Genomic DNA, 19,062 nt, shown 5'->3' on the forward strand with positions numbered 1-19,062 from the left:
TTCTTAAAAAACTATTACATATTTGTTTCAATGATACTGACAAACGGACAACAAAACTGGTGGTGGCACAACGCTTAGCGTGTGTAACCCCATTCTGTACGTTTTATTTTTATATAAAAATATTTAAGAGGGTTGCTTTATAGCAACCTTTTTTGTTTTAAGACCATGAAGAAAATACTGAACCACTTATTTGAAAACAAATCCTTCAGCAGGCCGGAATCCCAGCGAATCCTGACCTCCATTGCCAATGGTGAATTTAACACTTCGCAGATTGCAGCCTTTATCACGGCTGTAGGAATGCGGAATATCACCGTTGCAGAACTTCAGGGCTTTCGCGATGCGATGCTCGACCTCTGTGTAAAAGTAAACCTGTCAGACTATGAACTGATAGACCTTTGCGGTACCGGAGGGGATGGGAAAGATACTTTTAATATCTCCACGCTTGCATCGTTTGTGGTGGCAGGTGCAGGTTATCATGTTGCCAAACACGGTAATTACGGGGTGTCTTCCGGCTGCGGTTCTTCTAACGTGATGGAATATCTTGGCTACAAGTTCACTGCCGATCAGGACGAACTGAAAAGAAGCCTTGACAGGGCCGGGATCTGTTTTATCCACGCCCCGCTGTTTAATCCGGCGATGAAAATTGTTGCACCGATCCGTAAAGACCTTGGGGTGAAAACCTTCTTCAATATGCTCGGCCCGATGGCTAATCCCGCGGAGCCTAAAAATCAGATCGTTGGGGTTTTTAGTCTTGAGCTGGCACGTTTGTATGCTTATTTGTATCAGGAAACGGATAAAAACTATACGATCATACACGCTGTTGACGGTTTTGATGAGATCTCGCTTACCTGTGATGTAAAGACCTTCAGTAAAAGCGGCGAAGCTTTGCTTACGGTATCTGATCTGGGATTTGAGACCATCAATGTCAATGAAATCGTAGGAGGTGATACTGTTGAGTCTTCCGCAGACATCTTTATGCACGTACTGGAAGGTGTAGGGACAGATCCGCAGAACAATGTGGTACTGTGCAATGCAGCTATGGCTATCCAAACGATTAAACCGGAGCAGTCTTTTGCGGATTGTTACTATGAAGCAGAAACATCGCTCGTTGGCGGTGCAGCCTTAAAAAGTTTCAAAAGCCTGATAGGATGAGCGCAGCGGTAAAGGCCTGCAAGGCAAAACTAAAGATCTGCGGAATGAGGGAGCCCGCCAATATTAATGCTGTTGCCCAATTGCAACCTGATTATATGGGCTTCCTGATGTATCCCGGCTCTAAACGGTTTATCGCAGACCTCGATCCTGCAGTTGTTAAGGCTGTTCCCGCGGCAATTAAAACCACAGGGGTATTTGTTGATGAAGAACCGGGCGCTGTGATAAAAGCAATTGAAATATATGGTTTTAAAGCCGTTCAGTTGCACGGCACTGAAAGCCCGGAATATTGCAGGCAGCTGAAAGAAGCCCCGGATGCTGGAAATGAAGTAAACAACTTTGAAATCATCAAAGCCTTTGGAATTGACGAAACTTTCGACTTCAGTATACTTTCAGCATATGAAAACGTTGTGGATTATTTTTTGTTTGATACACAAACAGCTGAACATGGTGGTTCGGGAAAGTCGTTCAACTGGCGTTTGCTGGAAAGCTATATATTGAATAAGCCTTATTTCCTAAGCGGTGGAATAGGTCTGGAGAATGCTCCTCAATTGCAGCAAATTGAAGATAACCGTTTTTACGCAATGGATGTAAACAGCAGGTTTGAATTATCACCGGCGCTGAAAGATATCGGTAAACTCAATGAATTTAAAAAATTACTGGGCTGCTAATGATCAGGGCAGCTGATTAAATGATAACACTATGAACTATTTTGTAAACGAAAAAGGTTACTATGGAGATTTTGGGGGAGCATATATTCCTGAAATGCTTTATCCGAATGTTGAAGAGCTGAGACAAAATTATCTCAAGATTATCAATGATGCTGACTTCCAGAAGGAATTTCACGCATTACTAAAAGATTATGTAGGCAGGCCTTCGCCGCTCTACCTTGCCAAACGCTTATCAAAAAAATATAACGCCAATATTTTCCTGAAAAGGGAAGACCTGAACCATACTGGTGCGCATAAGATCAACAATACCATAGGCCAGATCCTACTGGCAGAAAAGCTTGGCAAGAAAAGGATCATTGCCGAAACCGGCGCCGGACAGCATGGAGTGGCTACTGCAACTGTATGTGCCCTGCGCGGACTGGAATGTGTGATTTACATGGGAGAGGTAGACATCAAACGCCAGGCACCAAATGTTGCCAGGATGAAGATGCTGGGCGCAACCGTGATTTCTGCAGTATCAGGAAGCAAGACGCTGAAAGATGCTACCAATGAGGCGATGCGCGACTGGATCAATAATCCCGTAGATACGCATTACATCATTGGTTCTGTAGTAGGCCCGCATCCATATCCTGATATGGTTTCAATTTTCCAGTCGGTCATCTCTGAAGAAACCAAAAAACAACTGCTGGAACAAACCGGCAGCGACCAGCCTGATTATGTGCTTGCCTGTGTTGGCGGCGGAAGTAATGCCATGGGAATGTTCTACCATTTCATCGATGATGAAAAAGTGAAACTGATCGCCATTGAGGCTGCGGGCAAAGGGGTGAGCAGCGGTTTTTCTGCAGCTACTACGTTTTTAGGTAAAGAGGGCGTATTGCATGGCAGCAGGAGCATTGTGATGCAGACAGCCGACGGACAGGTGGTAGAACCACATTCCGTGTCTGCCGGACTGGATTACCCGGGCATTGGCCCACAGCACGCGCATTTGTTTAAAACCATCAGGGCAGAATACGTTTCTATCACAGACGACGAATCGCTGGATGCAGGATTATTATGTACACAGATGGAAGGTATCATTCCTGCCATTGAAAGCGCACATGCGCTGGCGTATCTGGAGAAAATGAAATTTACAGGAAACGAGAATGTTGTGGTTTGCCTGTCCGGAAGGGGAGATAAGGATATGGAAACATATATCACTCACTTCGGACTTTAACGGCAGCAATTTATTATACAAACATCAAATGAACAGAATTACCCAATTATTCCAAGAGAAAAAAAACAATATACTTTCTATTTACTATACCGCAGGCTATCCGGGCTTAGGTGATACGGTTGCCATTGCCGAAGCGCTGCAGGCAGCCGGAGCTGATATGCTTGAAATAGGTTTCCCTTATTCTGATCCTGTGGCAGACGGACCGGTAATCCAGGCCAGCAGTAAAGCGGCACTGGACAGTGGTATGGACCTTAACCTGTTGTTTGCGCAACTGAAAGAACTCCGTAAAAAGGTGACGATCCCGGTGCTGCTGATGGGCTATGTCAACCCTGTACTGCAGTTTGGCGTAGAAAACTTCTGTAAGGCTTGTGTTGAAGCGGGAATTGACGGCGTAATCGTACCAGATCTGCCGATGTACGAGTATGAAGAACTGTACCAGGAAATCTTCCTGAAAAATAATCTCTGCAATATCTTCCTGGTTACGCCCCAAACCTCCGAAGAACGTATCCGTAAAATCGATGGTTTAAGCAATGGTTTCATTTATTTACTTTCTGCCTCGGCCACTACCGGGAAAAACCTGAATGTCTCCGATATCACAACAACTTATTTTTCAAGAGTTGCTGAGATGAACCTGGATAACCCGATCATGATCGGGTTTGGGATCAACAGCAAGGAAACCTTTGAAAAAGCCTGTAAATATGCCAACGGCGGTATCATTGGGACGGCCTTTGTAAAAGCAGTTGAAACCGGAGATCTGCAGGAGAACATCCGTACTTTTATGCAGGAATTCAGATAAAAAAAGCTGGTATCATATGATGGCCTGGCGTCTTTTTGCGCAGCAAAATTATGCAGCCCTCATATGATACCAGCTTTTTTTATTAGGATAACCTTAAAGATAATTCTCCAGTATTCCCTTTCCTTCACGGATGATCTCAAACTCGCCCATTGTACAATCCACTACAGTAGAAGGCTCATTGTCTCCATAACCACCATCAATTACCATATCTACAAGATCTTCATATTTCTCATGGATAAGTTCCGGATCTGTGGAATATTCAATGAGTTCATCATCATCTTTGATGGATGTTGACAGGATTGGGTTTCCCAGTACCTTTACGATTTCCCGTGCGATGGTATTGTCAGGAACCCTGATGCCTACTGTTTTTTTGTTGGAGCTTAACAGCTTAGGCACATTGTTGCTGGCATTGAAAATAAAGGTAAATGGCCCTGGCAGTGCTTTCTTTAACAGACGGAAAACAGTTGTATCTATCGGTTTCACATAGTCCGAAATATGGCTCAGGTCTGAGCAGATAAAGGAGAAGTTTGCCTTTTCCGGCTTAATTCCCCTGATCTGGCAGATCCTTTCTATAGCTCGTTGATTGGTAATATCGCAGCCCAGTCCGTACACAGTATCGGTGGGATAAATAATAATTCCTCCTTTTTTAAGAACCTCGACTACCTGTTCGATGGCCTTGGGATTAGGATTCTCCGGATATATTTTGATAAGCATATGTAAATTTACTAAAAACTTTGCTTAGCCATAGTTTGCATCATCTTCCTGTTGTAAAAATAAAGACACAGGCCCCGGGTTAATTATAAATTATCGTACTATTGAAGATTAAACGTTAAACCTAACTTGTATGAGAAAAGCATTTGTTGCGATTGCGGCGTTCCTGGTCACAGCAACCCTGATGATCAGCCTGGCCTGGCCACCTTTTTACTGGGCATTCATTTTTATCGGCCCCGTGATCCTGCTGGGCATTTACGATCTGTATCAGCCTAAGCACAGCATTGTCAGAAATTATCCCGTAATCGGCCGTTTGCGCTACCTCGCAGAGGACCTGAGACCTAAAGTATATCAATATTTTGTTGAAAGCGATACGAACGGAAAGCCCTTTAACAGGCTTAACCGTTCCCTGATTTATCAGCGTGCAAAAAAGGAAAACGATACTATCCCTTTTGGTACGCAGCTGGACGTATATGAAAATGGATACGAATGGTTAAGCCACAGTATTGCTGCCATCAGCCATCATGAGCTGGATGAAGACCCGCGGGTACTGGTAGGAGGGCCGGATTGCGCCCTGCCTTACTCTGCCAGCATCTTCAATATTTCTGCGATGAGTTTTGGCTCCCTGAGCCAGAATGCGATCCTTGCCTTAAATGGAGGCGCCTTTATGGGTAACTTTGCGCACAATACCGGCGAGGGCGGTATCAGCGATTATCACGCTGCGCCCAAGGGCGATCTGATCTGGCAGATTGGTACCGGCTATTTCGGCTGCCGCAACCATGATGGTACATTTAATTATGATGCCTTCGCCGCCAGGGCCAAAGATGAACAGATCAAAATGATTGAGATCAAGCTATCTCAGGGTGCCAAGCCCGGTCACGGGGGAATCCTCCCTGCACAGAAGGTGACGCCCGAGATTGCAAGGATCAGGCTGGTAAAAGAAGGTTTTGACGTGATCTCTCCTCCGGCACATGCTGCATTTTCCACACCCCTGGAAATGATGGCCTTTGTGAAAAAATTGAGGGACCTTTCCGGCGGAAAACCGGTAGGTTTTAAATTGTGCATTGGCCGCAAAAGCGAGTTCTTTGCGATCTGTAAGGCGATGATTGAAACCGGGATCCTGGCAGACTTTATCACTGTTGACGGAGGCGAGGGCGGTACGGGCGCATCGCCGCAGGAGTTTTCAAATGCGGTGGGCATGCCATTAAGGGAAGGGCTTGCCTTTGTTTATGATGTGCTCGCGGGGTTCGACCTGAAGAAACACATCAAGATTATCTCCTCGGGTAAAGTGTCTTCCGGGTTCGACCTCGTGAAGAATATTGCTCTTGGTGCCGATTTGTGCAATTCTGCCAGAGGGATGATGTTTGCACTGGGCTGTATCCAGGCGCTGGAATGTAACAGCAATACCTGCCCTACAGGTGTAGCCACGCAAGACCCAAGTCTGATGAAAGGGCTTGTGGTAGATGATAAAAAGGTTCGTGTTTTCAATTATCACCGGCTTACTGTGGCCAGTGCTGTAGAATTACTGGGAGCAGCAGGGCTAAGGCATACTTATCAGCTTACAAGGGCGTACATCAACAGGAGAGTATCCACTAATACAATACAGGCTTATATTGAAACATTCCCCTATATTCCTGAAGGAAGTTTACTGAATACGCCTTATCCGCTGAGGTTTGAACTGGGAATGGCGCTCAGCACCTCTGCGAGTTTTGCACCTACGGATTACAGAGTGACATCTGTTGACTATGCACATGCTAATTCGTTTTCAGATACTATGGAGTCGGGGGTTTAGCCTGCAAAAAAAAAGAGCTCCCTGTGCAGGGAGCTTTTAAATATTCCAAAATGCTTAAATATTTCAAAGTGCGCTGAATTAAAACTCAGCGTTTTTAGGGTAACGCGGAAAGGCAATCACATCCCTGATGTTGGTCATGCCTGTTACAAACAATACCAAACGCTCAAAGCCCAGTCCGAAACCTGCATGAGGTGCTGAACCAAACTTTCTTGTATCCAGGTACCACCAAAGTTCTTCCTGCGGGATATTCAGTTCATCCATACGCTGGGTTAGTTTATCAAGACGTTCTTCACGCTGGGATCCGCCGATCATTTCACCAATGCCGGGGAACAGGATATCCATTGCTGCAACGGTTTTGCGCCCTTCAGCATCCGGCTCATTCTGGCGCATGTAGAAGGATTTAATGTCTGCCGGATAATCCGTAAGGATCACTGGTTTTTTGAAATGTTTTTCTACCAGGAAACGTTCGTGTTCAGACTGCAGGTCTGCTCCCCATTCGTTGATCAGGTATTTGAATTGTTTCTTCTGGTTTGGTTTAGAAGAGCGGAGGATCGCAATTGCCTCAGTATAGGTAAGACGCTGAAACTCGTTATTCAAACAGAAATTCAGTTTATCAATCAGCGACAGCTCAGAGCGCTCATTCTGAGGCTTTGTTTTTTCATCTTCCAGCAAACGGCTGTTTAAAAATTCAATCTCTTCCTTACAGTTTTCAAGGGCATAGCTGATCACGTACTTCATCATATCCTCTGCCAGCTGCATGTTGTCTTCCAGATCGGCAAAAGCAACCTCTGGTTCAATCATCCAGAATTCGGCAAGGTGACGCGTGGTGTTTGAGTTTTCGGCACGGAAGGTTGGTCCAAAGGTATAGATCTGGCCAAAGGCCATTGCTGCCAGTTCACCTTCCAGCTGACCAGAAACGGTCAGGTTGGTAGCGCGACCGAAAAAGTCTTCCGAAAAGTCTACCTGACCGTCGTCAGTCCTTGGTGTTTTATCGAAATCAAGCGTAGTTACTTTGAACATCTCTCCTGCACCTTCAGCATCAGAAGCTGTGATTACGGGCGTGTGCATGTAAACAAAACCTTTTTCATTATAAAACTGATGTATGGCAAAAGCCAGTGCATGACGGACCTTAAAAACGGCATTAAATGTATTGGTACGGAAACGCAGGTGTGCAATTTCCCTCAGGAATTCAAGACTGTGCTTTTTAGGCTGTAAAGGGAATTTCTCAGGATCACTGTCGCCAAGGATCTCAATCGTTACGGCTTTTACTTCCACACTTTGTCCTTTGCCCAGAGATTCGATAAGTGTGCCTGTAACAGCTACTGCAGCGCCGGTAGTAATTCTTTTCAGTAATTCTTCGGATGTATTTGCAAAATCAACAACGATCTGAATATTACCCATACATGATCCATCATTGATGGCAATAAACTGGTTGTTGCGGAATGTTCTTACCCAACCCATTACGGTGACTTCTCTGTTAAAATCTGTAGTATCTAACAGGCTTTTTATTTTTTCTCTTTTAATCATGATCTTTTTGTGGAGCGCTCAAAAATAAGGATTTCAATTAAGAAAATACAGGGGGATTGTGGAGAAGTTTAAAGCATTGGCAACTGTAATAATATTTGTCTAAAAATTCATTTTCAATCCCTGAAAAGTGATTTTTCCAAAACATTTGGTGTTTATTCTTTATTAAATCAATGTTAAGGATGTAATTGACGGTATTTTATTTGTCTTTAGGCCTAAAAATTCTGATTTATATGAACATTAATGCATTTTATCTTAAAATATGTAAAAATATTCGGTGTTTTATATAATTAAATCGTTGATTTTAGGGCTGCTGTTCTATTATCACTTCTTTTTGATTGAAAATTTTAAAATAAGTGTTGCATTTGTTCAAATAATTCGTATGTTTGTATTGCTCGTTTAATTTATATTTGGTTTAAAAAATCCTCCGACCCACAAGTTGGAGGATTTTTTTGTTTAGGGCATTTCCCGGATGATAAAAGCAAAAAAAAATGCCAGTTGATTTAATACAACTGGCATTATAAAATATGATAAAGGGGTTAACCTTTTAATAGTATTACGCTAGAACCTCAGTAACCAGGGCCGCAGCATCTTTCAATGCAATCGCCGAGAATACTTTCAGGCCTGATTCATCAATTAATTTTTTTGCTTCTTCAGCATTGGTACCTTGTAAACGGCAGATAATCGGAACAGGGATATCACCTATTTCATTATAAGCATCAATTACACCTTGTGCCACGCGGTCACAACGAACGATACCACCAAATATATTGATCAGGATAGCTTTAACATTTGGATCTTTAAGGATAATGTTGAAACCAGCTTTTACAGTTTGTGCATTTGCAGTTCCGCCTACGTCAAGGAAGTTGGCAGGTTCGCCACCGGCAATTTTAATAATGTCCATTGTAGCCATTGCCAAACCGGCACCATTTACCATGCAACCCACGTTTCCGTCAAGTTTTACATAGTTAAGGTTAGATTCACTTGCTTCAACATCAGTAGGATCTTCTTCCAGTTTATCACGCATTGCTGCGTAATCAGCATGACGGAATAAAGCATTTTCATCTAAATCTACTTTTGCATCAACAGCAATAATTTTATCGTCAGATGTTTTTAAAACAGGATTGATCTCAAACATTGCAGAATCAGTGCTGTCATAAGCTTTGTATAAAGCAGAAACAAATTTCACCATTTCTTTGAAGGCAGCACCACTTAAACCGAGGTTGAAAGCGATTTTACGTGCCTGGAAGCCCTGAAGGCCAACTGCCGGATCAACTTCTTCCTTGAAAATTAAGTGCGGAGTGTGTTCAGCAACTTCTTCGATATCCATACCACCTTCGGTAGAATACATAATGATGTTTCTGCCTGCTGCACGGTTTAATAAAACGCTCACATAGAATTCCTTTGTTTCAGAAGCTCCCGGGTAGTAAACATCCTGGGCAACCAGAATTTTATTTACTTTTTTACCTTCAGCTCCGGTTTGAGGAGTTACCAGTTGCATACCTAAAATATCAGTAGCTCTTTGTTTAACCTCGTCCAGGTTTTTGGCCAATTTAACACCACCACCTTTTCCACGGCCACCGGCATGGATTTGTGCTTTAATCACTACCCAGTCAGAGTTATAGTCTGCTTTCATCTTTTTAGCAGCTTCTACAGCCTGCTCAACAGTTTCGGCAACTATGCCTTCTTGTACGGCAACACCGAAACTTTTAAGTATTTCTTTACCTTGATATTCGTGTATATTCATTAGCTGAAAAATTTGATCCAAATCTACAATTTCAGATTGGTTTTAAAAACTTATTCTGGGTTTTATCGGGCATTAAAAGGTGTAATATTCACGTTATCCAGTTTTAATCTCAACTTTTTGTAAGTTTGCTACATGCTAAAAGCCATCGGTATTAAAAAAGCTTACGGAAATCTCCCCATCCTTAAAGGTGTAGATTTTGAGGTCGGTAAGGGAGAGATCGTCAGTATTATCGGGGCCTCCGGCGCTGGCAAGAGTACCCTTTTGCATATTCTCGGTACCCTGGACAAGCCTGATGAAGGTACGGTGGAACTGAACGGCACAAAGGTGAATAAACTTTCGGGCGGACTGCTCAGTGTTTTCAGAAATGAAAATATAGGCTTTGTATTTCAGTTTCATCATCTGCTGCCGGAATTTACCGCGCTCGAAAACATCTGTATCCCGGCTTTCATTGCCAGGAAAAGTAAAAAGAATGCCGAGATCCGCGCACTGGAGCTGCTGGACCTGCTGGGTTTAAAAGCACGCGCCTCGCACAAACCCAATGAATTGTCCGGCGGCGAGCAGCAGCGTATTGCCGTAGCAAGGGCGCTGATCAATGACCCTTCGATCATCCTTGCAGACGAACCATCGGGAAACCTGGATTCTGCCAATGCACAATCGCTCCACCAGTTTTTTATCACTTTGCGTGATAACTTTAAACAAACCTTTGTGATCGTTACACATAATGAAGACCTTGCCACAATCAGCGACAGGGTGGTTACCATGAAAGATGGTCTAATTGTATAAGATTTGAAAACATTAATAACCGGGGGGAAATCCTCCCAGGCACTAAAACTATTAAAAGCCTTTACCGCAGACCAGGTTCTTCTGGCTGATTATGGCGAGGCACCTTCTTTTTCCTCTGCGCAATATCAGTTTGTAAGCCTTGGTGGAAGAAATGAAGATACTACAGCGCATAATCTGCTGAATGCCTGTCTTGATCAGGATGCGCAGCGTTTATTGCCATTGTATGCCTTTGAACTTGAAGCGGTGGTGAAATCAGCAGTATTATTTGAAGAATTCAATATCCATGTATTGCTTCCCGATCTGGTAACCTTTGAGCAATACCCGCTCACCGGTGCAGTTAATCTGCAAAGCTGGGCAGTATATGATAAAGGTGAACTGATCTATGCCTCCGTTCCGGAGATTGCTGCGGGATATCATGAAGGATTAAACGGAGTATTTTATATCGATCAGACAACTGAAGGATTAAAGTACACCTTATTTACCATTTCGTAATGAAACATCAGGATTATATAAAGGACAACAAAGCCTTTGTGTTTGAGCTCGACGATGTATTGTATCCGGCAAAAGATTACTGGCTGCAGGTATACTACCTGTTTGCACAATTTATTGAATACGGAGAGCAGATAGATGCGAATGGAATCATCCGTTTTATGGAAGAGGCTTACCGCCTTGAAGGCCGCGCCGGGATTTTCGAAAAAACTGCAGCACAATTTCAATTGCCAGAAAAGTATCATATTAATTTTAATTTGCTGCAGGAAAATGCGCGCTTACCCTTGAGATTGTTGCTTTTTGCGCCTGTGCTGAAGTTTATCCAGGCCATACAGGACGCCGGTAAACCTGTGTTTTTGCTGGTGGAGGGAAAGCCTGCTGAACAGCTCAATAAGATCAGGCAAATGGAGTGGAATGGCCTTGAAAGATATTTAAAGGTGTATTTCGTGGAAGAAATGGATCAGGGATACCAGGGCGGTATAGAGAAAATTTGCGCCGAAAATGATCTTCAGAAAGAAGATTTACTGATTGTAGGCAAGCCAAAAGACGCTGCAGATTTAGCATATTTTAACACTTTAAGGTTTGTTACTAACAACAATCTTTCTGTAACTTAATTGCGTAATTACCAGCACTCTATATCACATACCTATGAAGAAGCTTTTTACTAAAAAACGATTTAGTATTTTTTCTGTCTGTATACTTTTCCTGGGCGGTTTGGCGGCCTGTAAGAAAAACAATTCCGACGAAAATACTACCACCACGACTGGTACCACAACCGTACCAACCACAGGTTCACGCAAACAGCTCACGCTTGATTCAATCTTTCTCTATGCAAAGCAGATCTATTTCTGGAATGATGCATTGCCTGAGTACAGCGTGTTCAATCCAAGGCAATATTCAGCCAAGACGCTTGATCTGGATAATTATGATGACGAGCTGTATGCGATCAGTCAGTTAAAGAAAGATCCTACTACTGGTGTAGCTTATGAATATTATGGCGACGGTTATCCAAAGTATTCTTACATTAATGACATTACCCAAAATAATCCGGATGCTACTGCCAATGTAAATAACAAGGCAAGTGTAGATACAGAAGGCAATGGCTTTGATATTGGCATAAGACCTATCTTTTATCTCACGAGCGCGAGCGGTACATCTGGCAGTTTCAGATTAATGATCACCGCAGTATATCCCGGATCATCGGCAGCAACCAATGGTGTTCAGCGCGGCTGGCAAATTCAAAAAATCAATGACGTTGCAATTGCAGGTACCAACTATTCATCAGAAAATGCTGCAATCGTGAATTCTTTAGCAGGTTCATCAGTAAAAATCGAGGGTATAAATTATATTACGAAAGCTGCATTCAGCGTAACATTAACCAAAACCTCCTATAAAAGCAGTCCTGTCTACACTTCATCTGTAATCACAAGATCGGGTAAAAAAATAGGCTACCTGGCATTTGCCCGTTTTTCTACACTGACCAACTTAAGCGGTGGAACGGATGCCAATCTTGATCCGGTATTCGCAAGTTTCAGTGCGGCAGGGGTGACAGATATGGTTGTTGATTTACGCTACAATGGCGGAGGGTATATCAACACTGCTGAGTATCTGGCTAACCTGATTGCACCATCGAGTGTTGGTAACGGAGTGATGTTCACAGAAATTTATAATACAACGATGCAGAACAAGCAGGCAACAATTCTGCAGCATCAGCCATTGCTTACCGCTGCAGGAAAGTTACAGTACAAGAGTGGAAGCAGTGGAGCTTTTTACACCTATGGTGATCAGGATTATTCTGCAACAAGCGCGGATAACATCACGAAATTTTCAAAGAAAGGCTCGCTGAATACAGTGACTAATGTAGTATTCCTGGTAAGCGGGAGCACTGCCTCTGCAAGTGAACTGCTGATCAACTCGCTTAAACCTTATGTGACGGTGAAACTCGTGGGCGCCACTACTTATGGAAAACCAGTAGGCTTTTTTCCGATTACCCTGGAGAACCGTTATGAGGTCTTCATGCCTTTGTTTGAAACAGTCAACTCAAAAGGTGAGGGTAAATATTATACCGGAATGGTTCCTGACCAGGCCGTTAGCGATCCTTCATACTATCCGTTTGGAAATGAAAATGAATCTTTATTATCTGCTGCATTAACGATCATCGCTCCCGGTTCAACAAGCCAGAGTGCTTCAAGTGCTGTTGCCGACAGAACTGCCCGCGCAGCTGCTACGGATTTTACCGGTACAAGGCCTGTCAATCCAAACAGCGAATTTACCGGGATGATAGAGAAACGGCGCACGGTAAAGAAATAAGGGGCAGCCATAGCCCTCTGAATTTAAAACAAAGATGCCCGTCAGCTGTAAACCTGACGGGCATCTTTGTTTTACGGCGATTAAACGCCTGCTATCTCCTCGACTGCAGTTTCTCCTTAAACACCTTCTGGATTGTACGGTCTTTATCAAAGTTATCAGTAATCTCCAGAATACTGTTTGCTGCATTGATAAAGAATTCCTGATTGATATTCTCAAACGTATCAGTGGATTTATGGTAATCCTTGTGATCTTCCACGCCAAAATAGACGAATGGAATATTCTTGTTATTGAAGGCTGCCTGGTCGCTTTGTTCCGTCCAGTCGTCAACCCCTAATTTTGGGTTGTCATGGCCAAAAAGAATTTTCAGGTCGGGATTTGTGGTTACGATATAATTTCTGAGCTGCGGATTTTTGTAGGTACCCGTAGCATAAAGCTCCCCCTTATCATTATGACTGATCATATCCAGGTTGATATTCAGCTTAATCCTTTTAATATCGATAGGAAGATGGTTCACAAAGTACTCTGAACCCTTCCTGCCAAATTCTTCGGCATCAAATGCTGCAAAGATCAGCGTGTAATTTGGTTTGCTTTTGGCAAAATGCGCTGCTATTTTTAACATGCCGGCTACTCCGGATGCATTATCATCGGCACCATTAAAGATCTTGCCATTGATTACACCCAGATGATCGTAATGAGCTGAGATTACAATCACCTTGCTGCTGGAGCCGGGCAGGTATCCGATTATATTTTTCCCCTGAATTTTTGGGTCATCTATACCTGAAAAAGAAAAGGGCTGCTGGTAAGTGTTCAGCAGGGGGAAAGATTTTAAGCCAATCTCCTTAAAGCGCTTACTGATATAATTTCTAGCCAGTTCGGCGCCTTTGGTTCCTGTTTTTCTGCCTTCAAACGTGTCTGAAGAAAGCGTTTGAACGTCTTTTAATAATTGATCTGAGTGCGCCGGGAGATTAGATGTTTTTACCGCATTGCAACCCAATGTCGCAACCAGAGGCAGGAGTAAATATAATTTCATAGCAATAGGTGTTTTAGTACAGCTTTAGTGTATTACGTAAAGCCTAATATATTACAAATTAATGACACATCAAGGGACAAATGGAAAAATTAAATTTGCTAGTGTATGTACCTGATCTATAAACCTAAAATTTTCTGCAATACCCCTCATCATGGAGCCGCATAATTATAATCTTTCTCCGGAGTTGCACCGTAGTTTGATCGTAGTTTGGTTTGGACAACTGCACCAGAACAGCACTACAACTGCACCTCCAGAGCACCATGACGTATATCCTGGTGCTCTGGAGGTGTAGATGTAATGTTTCGGGAGTGGTATTGCCCAAAACAAACTACGATCAAAGTCAAAACAAGCTCAGGACCAAGTCTATTTATTGCTGACAGCAATAAAATAAGTAATTTTTATTACATGTATTGAAATAATTTACATATATCAATGTGAATGTTTGCAATAGCTAAAATAGCTGGATGCAATCCTTCATTTACGTATTATATTTGTATATACTTAAAAAACAATGTATTATGAAAGCAAAAAAGAATTTTTTATCGGGCGTATTGGGCCCTCTGAAATTTAGTGTTAGAAACGGTGAGCAGCTTGTATCCAAAGCAGTAGCCCCGGGAACCATGAAACAAAGCCGTGCAACAAAGAAAGCCTCAACGGTATTCGGCAAAGCTGCATCCCTGAGCAGATTGCTCCGGGAATCAGTTTCCGGTCAATACGCAGGGTTATTCGGCAATGATATCATTAATGGTTTGACCGGCCGGATGTATCCGATTTTGAAAGACTGTTGTGATCCGGAAACAGGAGATTACAAGTTTGATCTTCACAGCTTTTCACGGCTGCAGCAATTGGAATTTAACTCGAAATCTAAAGTAATCAACCTGCTGCAGGAAAATCCGCTGGGCATTTTAAACGGTGATGTACTTAGTCTGACGCTTGAGCAGCCGCTTCTGCAAGATTTCAAATTCCCCTTAAGGAGTTTCAAGTGCAAAATCACTGCCGCGCTGTCTTTGTTCAGGCTGAAAGACCAGAAGATGATCCGCAGGGCAGAGGTACAGAGTATCGTTGTAGAGAAAGCAAATGAAATGACAGCTCCCCACACTTTTAGCTTTAAGCTTCCTGCGGGCTGTCTGTGCACACTGACATTATTTATGGATTACTCAACGATTGATGAGGCTGGATGGAAGCTGTTGAAGGACAAGAAGTTTAGTCCTGCAGTGATCTGTGGTGCATACCACACCGAGGGCGAGTACCAGAAGGATGTTGATGGCCGTTTCTGGACAAGAACAGATGTGGAATTTCCGGGATAGCGTAAAAAACAACGCGGCTGTCAAAATGAATTGACAGCCGCGTTTTATAAAAAGATAAAGGCTGGTAAACTAGCCTAAATATGATTTTAATATTTTGCTTCTTGAAGTATGGCGCAAACGTTGCAGCGCCTTGTCTTTAATCTGACGAACACGCTCACGTGTCAGGTTAAATTTCTCACCAATCTCTTCAAGTGAAAGCGGATGATTTGTGCTCAGGCCAAAGAACAATACGATGATTTCTCTTTCACGTTCTGTTAAAGTAGACAGTGACCGTTTGATTTCTTCAGAAAGAGACTCATTGATCAGGCTGCTGTCTGTATTAGGCTCATGGTTTTCCAGAACGTCAAGGAGCGTATTTTCTTCTCCCTGTACAAATGGAGCATCCATTGATACGTGTCTTCCTGAGTTGCTTAAAGTATCTGATATTTTATCTACAGTTGTCTCAAGGATATCTGCTAACTCTTCCGGAGAAGGCTCGCGTTCAAATTCCTGCTCAAGCTTGGAGAATGCTTTACTGATTTTGCTCAGTGAACCAACCTGGTTTAAAGGCAAACGTACGATACGGCTTTGCTCTGCAATTGCCTGTAGTATCGACTGACGGATCCACCATACAGCATAAGAGATGAATTTGAAACCTTTAGTTTCGTCAAAACGTTTTGCCGCTTTAATCAAACCGAGATTACCCTCATTAATTAAATCACCTAAAGTCAGTCCCTGATTCTGGTACTGCTTTGCCACCGACACCACAAAACGTAAATTCGTTTTTGTTAGGCGTTCTAAAGCAGCCTGGTCACCTTCGCGTATCTTTCTGGCCAGTATTACTTCCTCTTCTGCGGTGATTAAATCTACTTTACCAATCTCATGAAGATATTTGTCTAGAGATTGACTCTCGCGATTGGTTATGGATTGGGTGATTTTGAGTTGTCTCATTTATGTGCTTTGGTACTCGTTATGTATTGAACGTGCAAAAGTAAGGATTAAAAGGCAATTTAAGTCATAAATTCCTGAAAACGTTACACTTTACAATGCTTGATTATAGAATAGTTAAACAGCAAAAATTATTCCAAAGTCCTTTTGTCATGCGTGCTGTTATATACTTATATTTATCTTTTTTTTATTATTAATCAATAATAAATAGTTGTTTTATAATATATTACGTTTTTTTTGTTATCCTGGATTCGGCAGATGCAGTTAACACATATATTTTAAAAATTCACCTTTAAACCAAATCCGAGACGGAATATGTCTGTAAAAGCGATCCCTTTCCTGTCATGGTACCAGTTAATGGCATAAAGGTCGTTAGTGTTCGCTTCTGCATACAGGCTGATTGATCTGATTTTGGTACTTCCGTCTCCAAGGATCTTTAATTCTGAAGTTACTCCCAGGTGTTCACGTAAAGCGGGCGACCAGAAATAATATCCGTCTGCATATACGTTTGAATCAAATTCAAAGCCAAATTCCTGCCCGAAAGTATAGGAAACAAAGGCTACAGGATTAATGGGGTGCCAGACCAGCTGATTGCCTATTTTTACCTTAAAGGGCTTGTAATCAAATTTGACGGCAGCGATATCCAGCTCGCCGCCTTTGTTTTTAGGCACGTAACCATAAAGGAAGCTTAGGGAGCTCTTCTCTTTGAAGAAATCGTAGCCTATACCTGCGCTCAGATAGCCAATACTGCCTGCATATTGCAGAATGGCCTGATCGGGCGTAATTGCTTTGAGAAATTTATTTTGTGCCTTAAGGCCTAACGTGCAGCAGCCCAGGATGATGATCAGGCTAAAAAGTAACGGGGTGCGTGCTAAGTTTACCATTAGTGATTTCGATAACTGTAAAGGTTCTGTTGAGTATAGTATTGGTGATGATAAATGGAATGCCGGCTCCCTTGGCCCTGTAAATTGAATCGGCCGAATGACGGTGCGAATGCACTGAAGCCAGTACGCCGGGCGTACTGTTGAAGAGCTCTTCATACTTCAGTCTGAGGTCCTGGTCAAAGTCGGCATCAATAGGAGGGACATGTGAAAATCCTACGATAAACTTGTTGTCTGCGTCCTGTGTGAGATTTTGCTGCAGCCAGCCCAGATCAGGTGTGGTATGATCAAAAGTATGTTCCCTGCTGTTGGAATCGTGGCAAACAAATTTGATACCGCCGTAACTGAAGGTGAAATTCTGCTCGCCAAACATCCGGCGGAAGACGTGATTTCCCTCAGCATTTTCATCATGGTTCCCAACTACCGTAATAAATGGTGTATTGAGTTTGGCATAGATCTTATAGATGCCCTCAAACTCAGTCAGCAACCCAAAGTTTGTGATATCGCCATTGAGCATGACGAAGTCGAACCCTCCCTGAGTATTGACATAATTTACAAAGGCCCGGCTGTCCTCATAGTCAGTATGTGTATCACTTGAAACAGCAATTCTGATGACTGCACCTGGAGTTTTCCTGCTCAGGGCAGTAATCTGTGTGGCATTCACATTTTCCGGAGAGTCGGAGTCAAATTTTTGATTGGGGCTAAATTCAGCCGCACCGCAGCCAAATAGAAAAAGTGGCAGCAAATAGAGTAATTTATAATTTCGCATTGAATTTTAAACGCGGGAAAATATAAAATGTTTATCGCAACCCTGGCCGTATTATAAATCTGACAATTTAAAGATATTCTTTAATTTAATTCCTTTTTCTGTTTGTTCCACCGTACAGCATTCATTTAGGGGATCATGTTCGAGGTAAAAGATATATTCATTTGCCGCTGCTTCTTCCAGGATTTCCTTTTTCTCTGTTAAAGTTTGCATCGGAAACATATCATAAGACATTACATAAGGTAGGGGAATGTGCCCTGTAGATGGCAGTAAATCAGCTGCATAGATGATCGTGCGGCCTTTGTATTTCAACTGAGGCAGCATCATGGCATCGGTATGCCCGAATGCAAAACGTACATTGAAATCAGGTAAAAATTCTATCTGTTGCCGGGTGTCAATAAACCTGAGCTGTCCGCTTTCCCGGATAGGAATTATGTTTTCAGTCAGGAACGATGGTTTTTCCCTCACGTTTGGATGTACCGCCCAGTCCCAGTGTTTTTCGTTGCTCCAGTAGGCCGCGTTTTTAAAAGCCGGGAGCAGCTGATCGCCCTGGCGCACAACCGCGCCACCTACGTGATCAAAGTGCAGGTGTGTTAGGAACACATCGGTTATGTCATCAGTACTGAATCCTTTTGCGGCCAGGGACTTTTCAAGAGTATCATCCCCATGAAGAAAAAGGTGGCTGAGCATTTTCTCGCCCAGTTTGTTGCCAATGCCGGTATCTACCAAAATCAGGCGGTTGCCTTCCTCAACCAGCAGACAGCGCATGGCCCACGTACACAGATTATTCTCATCGGCAGGATTGCTCTTTTGCCATATGGATTTAGGGACTACGCCAAACATGGCGCCGCCGTCAAGTTTAAAAAGCCCGGTTTCTATTGTATGTAAAATCATATATGCGGATTTTGATTGCCCGTAAAATTAAAAAACCCGCTGAGTTATCAGCGGGTTTTAGATATTATTTGT

Annotated in this window: 19 protein-coding genes; 11 read left to right on the forward strand and 8 right to left on the reverse strand. The window is 42.9% G+C overall.

Annotation, left to right across the window (positions count from 1 at the left end; translation table 11 throughout):
• Window positions 1-165: 165 nt before the first annotated feature.
• The 4 genes from trpD to trpA are packed head-to-tail and all read left to right on the forward strand — an operon-like array spanning window position 166 to window position 3,829.
• The gene (gene trpD, locus FN831_RS15215; protein ID WP_142529032.1) at window positions 166-1,152 is read left to right on the forward strand and encodes an anthranilate phosphoribosyltransferase; all 987 of its coding nucleotides are present in this window, start codon (window positions 166-168) and stop codon (window positions 1,150-1,152) included.
• Window positions 1,149-1,820: a phosphoribosylanthranilate isomerase gene (locus FN831_RS15220; protein WP_246101550.1), complete on the forward strand. Its 672-nt coding sequence runs from the start codon at window positions 1,149-1,151 to the stop codon at window positions 1,818-1,820. The genes trpD and FN831_RS15220 overlap by 4 nt, the downstream gene beginning before the upstream one ends.
• Window positions 1,821-1,851: 31 nt before the next feature.
• Window positions 1,852-3,033 carry a tryptophan synthase subunit beta gene (gene trpB, locus FN831_RS15225; protein ID WP_142529033.1) on the forward strand — a complete coding sequence of 394 codons (1,182 nt, stop codon included), beginning with the start codon at window positions 1,852-1,854 and terminating at the stop codon, window positions 3,031-3,033.
• A 28-nt stretch (window positions 3,034-3,061) separates the two neighbouring features.
• Window positions 3,062-3,829, forward strand: a complete 768-nt coding sequence (gene trpA, locus FN831_RS15230) for a tryptophan synthase subunit alpha (RefSeq protein WP_142529034.1) — start codon at window positions 3,062-3,064, stop codon at window positions 3,827-3,829.
• A gap of 93 nt (window positions 3,830-3,922) precedes the next feature.
• Here the strand turns inward: trpA and FN831_RS15235 are convergent, their stop codons facing one another.
• On the reverse strand, window positions 3,923-4,543 hold the full coding sequence (locus FN831_RS15235; RefSeq protein ID WP_142529035.1) for an L-threonylcarbamoyladenylate synthase: 621 nt from the start codon (window positions 4,541-4,543) through the stop codon (window positions 3,923-3,925).
• A 130-nt stretch (window positions 4,544-4,673) separates the two neighbouring features.
• Here FN831_RS15235 and FN831_RS15240 point away from each other — a divergent pair, with 130 nt between their 5' ends.
• Entirely contained in the window at window positions 4,674-6,332 is a 1,659-nt protein-coding gene (locus FN831_RS15240) for an FMN-binding glutamate synthase family protein (RefSeq protein WP_142529036.1), read from the forward strand.
• 78 nt (window positions 6,333-6,410) lie between these two features.
• Here FN831_RS15240 and asnS read toward each other — a convergent pair whose 3' ends face one another.
• Both asnS and sucC read right to left on the reverse strand, forming a co-directional pair.
• Complete coding sequence (asnS, locus tag FN831_RS15245) at window positions 6,411-7,859, reverse strand: asparagine--tRNA ligase (RefSeq protein ID WP_142529037.1); 1,449 nt, start codon at window positions 7,857-7,859, stop codon at window positions 6,411-6,413.
• A gap of 553 nt (window positions 7,860-8,412) precedes the next feature.
• Entirely contained in the window at window positions 8,413-9,603 is a 1,191-nt protein-coding gene (sucC, locus tag FN831_RS15250) for an ADP-forming succinate--CoA ligase subunit beta (RefSeq protein ID WP_142529038.1), read from the reverse strand.
• A gap of 132 nt (window positions 9,604-9,735) precedes the next feature.
• Between sucC and FN831_RS15255 the strand changes: the two genes are divergently transcribed.
• The 4 genes from FN831_RS15255 to FN831_RS15270 are packed head-to-tail and all read left to right on the forward strand — an operon-like array spanning window position 9,736 to window position 13,185.
• A complete protein-coding gene (locus FN831_RS15255) occupies window positions 9,736-10,386 on the forward strand; it encodes an ABC transporter ATP-binding protein (protein WP_142529039.1) in 651 nt (216 codons plus the stop codon).
• Window positions 10,387-10,389: 3 nt separating this feature from the next.
• Complete coding sequence (locus FN831_RS15260; RefSeq protein ID WP_142529040.1) at window positions 10,390-10,878, forward strand: ATP-grasp domain-containing protein; 489 nt, start codon at window positions 10,390-10,392, stop codon at window positions 10,876-10,878.
• Window positions 10,878-11,489, forward strand: a complete 612-nt coding sequence (locus FN831_RS15265; RefSeq protein WP_185960496.1) for an HAD family hydrolase — start codon at window positions 10,878-10,880, stop codon at window positions 11,487-11,489. The genes FN831_RS15260 and FN831_RS15265 overlap by 1 nt, the downstream gene beginning before the upstream one ends.
• 34 nt (window positions 11,490-11,523) lie before the next feature.
• Window positions 11,524-13,185 carry a S41 family peptidase gene (locus FN831_RS15270; protein ID WP_142529041.1) on the forward strand — a complete coding sequence of 554 codons (1,662 nt, stop codon included), beginning with the start codon at window positions 11,524-11,526 and terminating at the stop codon, window positions 13,183-13,185.
• A gap of 91 nt (window positions 13,186-13,276) precedes the next feature.
• Here the strand turns inward: FN831_RS15270 and FN831_RS15275 are convergent, their stop codons facing one another.
• On the reverse strand, window positions 13,277-14,215 hold the full coding sequence (locus tag FN831_RS15275) for a M20/M25/M40 family metallo-hydrolase (RefSeq protein ID WP_142529042.1): 939 nt from the start codon (window positions 14,213-14,215) through the stop codon (window positions 13,277-13,279).
• A 151-nt stretch (window positions 14,216-14,366) separates the two neighbouring features.
• On the opposite strand from FN831_RS15275, the gene FN831_RS27730 reads away from it, so the two are divergent.
• Both FN831_RS27730 and FN831_RS15280 read left to right on the forward strand, forming a co-directional pair.
• Window positions 14,367-14,507: a hypothetical protein gene (locus tag FN831_RS27730; RefSeq protein WP_185960497.1), complete on the forward strand. Its 141-nt coding sequence runs from the start codon at window positions 14,367-14,369 to the stop codon at window positions 14,505-14,507.
• A gap of 226 nt (window positions 14,508-14,733) precedes the next feature.
• On the forward strand, window positions 14,734-15,522 hold the full coding sequence (locus FN831_RS15280) for a hypothetical protein (RefSeq protein ID WP_142529043.1): 789 nt from the start codon (window positions 14,734-14,736) through the stop codon (window positions 15,520-15,522).
• 69 nt (window positions 15,523-15,591) lie between these two features.
• On the opposite strand, the gene FN831_RS15285 is transcribed toward FN831_RS15280, so the two are convergent.
• The 4 genes from FN831_RS15285 to FN831_RS15300 form a co-directional block, all read right to left on the reverse strand.
• On the reverse strand, window positions 15,592-16,452 hold the full coding sequence (locus tag FN831_RS15285) for a sigma-70 family RNA polymerase sigma factor (RefSeq protein WP_062547391.1): 861 nt from the start codon (window positions 16,450-16,452) through the stop codon (window positions 15,592-15,594).
• A gap of 275 nt (window positions 16,453-16,727) precedes the next feature.
• Window positions 16,728-17,333 carry a hypothetical protein gene (locus FN831_RS15290; RefSeq protein ID WP_142529044.1) on the reverse strand — a complete coding sequence of 202 codons (606 nt, stop codon included), beginning with the start codon at window positions 17,331-17,333 and terminating at the stop codon, window positions 16,728-16,730.
• Window positions 17,299-18,099, reverse strand: a complete 801-nt coding sequence (locus tag FN831_RS15295; RefSeq protein WP_142529045.1) for a metallophosphoesterase family protein — start codon at window positions 18,097-18,099, stop codon at window positions 17,299-17,301. Before FN831_RS15295 ends, FN831_RS15290 begins: the two co-directional genes overlap by 35 nt.
• Window positions 18,100-18,150: 51 nt before the next feature.
• Window positions 18,151-18,990, reverse strand: coding sequence for an MBL fold metallo-hydrolase (locus FN831_RS15300; RefSeq protein WP_142529046.1), 840 nt, complete (start codon window positions 18,988-18,990; stop codon window positions 18,151-18,153).
• Between the last annotated feature and the right edge of the window lie 72 nt (window positions 18,991-19,062).

Source organism: Pedobacter westerhofensis (assembly GCF_900182595.1).
Lineage (GTDB): Bacteria > Bacteroidota > Bacteroidia > Sphingobacteriales > Sphingobacteriaceae > Pedobacter > Pedobacter westerhofensis.

Coding starts and splice junctions, on each gene's coding strand:
- trpD (WP_142529032.1), top strand. CDS start 166: ATGAAGAAAATACTGAACCACTTATTTGAAAACAAATCCTTCAGCAGG.
- FN831_RS15220 (WP_246101550.1), top strand. CDS start 1,149: ATGAGCGCAGCGGTAAAGGCCTGCAAGGCAAAACTAAAGATCTGCGGA.
- trpB (WP_142529033.1), top strand. CDS start 1,852: ATGAACTATTTTGTAAACGAAAAAGGTTACTATGGAGATTTTGGGGGA.
- trpA (WP_142529034.1), top strand. CDS start 3,062: ATGAACAGAATTACCCAATTATTCCAAGAGAAAAAAAACAATATACTT.
- FN831_RS15235 (WP_142529035.1), bottom strand. CDS start 4,543: ATGCTTATCAAAATATATCCGGAGAATCCTAATCCCAAGGCCATCGAA.
- FN831_RS15240 (WP_142529036.1), top strand. CDS start 4,674: ATGAGAAAAGCATTTGTTGCGATTGCGGCGTTCCTGGTCACAGCAACC.
- asnS (WP_142529037.1), bottom strand. CDS start 7,859: ATGATTAAAAGAGAAAAAATAAAAAGCCTGTTAGATACTACAGATTTT.
- sucC (WP_142529038.1), bottom strand. CDS start 9,603: ATGAATATACACGAATATCAAGGTAAAGAAATACTTAAAAGTTTCGGT.
- FN831_RS15255 (WP_142529039.1), top strand. CDS start 9,736: ATGCTAAAAGCCATCGGTATTAAAAAAGCTTACGGAAATCTCCCCATC.
- FN831_RS15265 (WP_185960496.1), top strand. CDS start 10,878: ATGAAACATCAGGATTATATAAAGGACAACAAAGCCTTTGTGTTTGAG.
- FN831_RS15270 (WP_142529041.1), top strand. CDS start 11,524: ATGAAGAAGCTTTTTACTAAAAAACGATTTAGTATTTTTTCTGTCTGT.
- FN831_RS15275 (WP_142529042.1), bottom strand. CDS start 14,215: ATGAAATTATATTTACTCCTGCCTCTGGTTGCGACATTGGGTTGCAAT.
- FN831_RS27730 (WP_185960497.1), top strand. CDS start 14,367: ATGGAGCCGCATAATTATAATCTTTCTCCGGAGTTGCACCGTAGTTTG.
- FN831_RS15280 (WP_142529043.1), top strand. CDS start 14,734: ATGAAAGCAAAAAAGAATTTTTTATCGGGCGTATTGGGCCCTCTGAAA.
- FN831_RS15285 (WP_062547391.1), bottom strand. CDS start 16,452: ATGAGACAACTCAAAATCACCCAATCCATAACCAATCGCGAGAGTCAA.
- FN831_RS15290 (WP_142529044.1), bottom strand. CDS start 17,333: ATGGTAAACTTAGCACGCACCCCGTTACTTTTTAGCCTGATCATCATC.
- FN831_RS15295 (WP_142529045.1), bottom strand. CDS start 18,099: ATGCGAAATTATAAATTACTCTATTTGCTGCCACTTTTTCTATTTGGC.
- FN831_RS15300 (WP_142529046.1), bottom strand. CDS start 18,990: ATGATTTTACATACAATAGAAACCGGGCTTTTTAAACTTGACGGCGGC.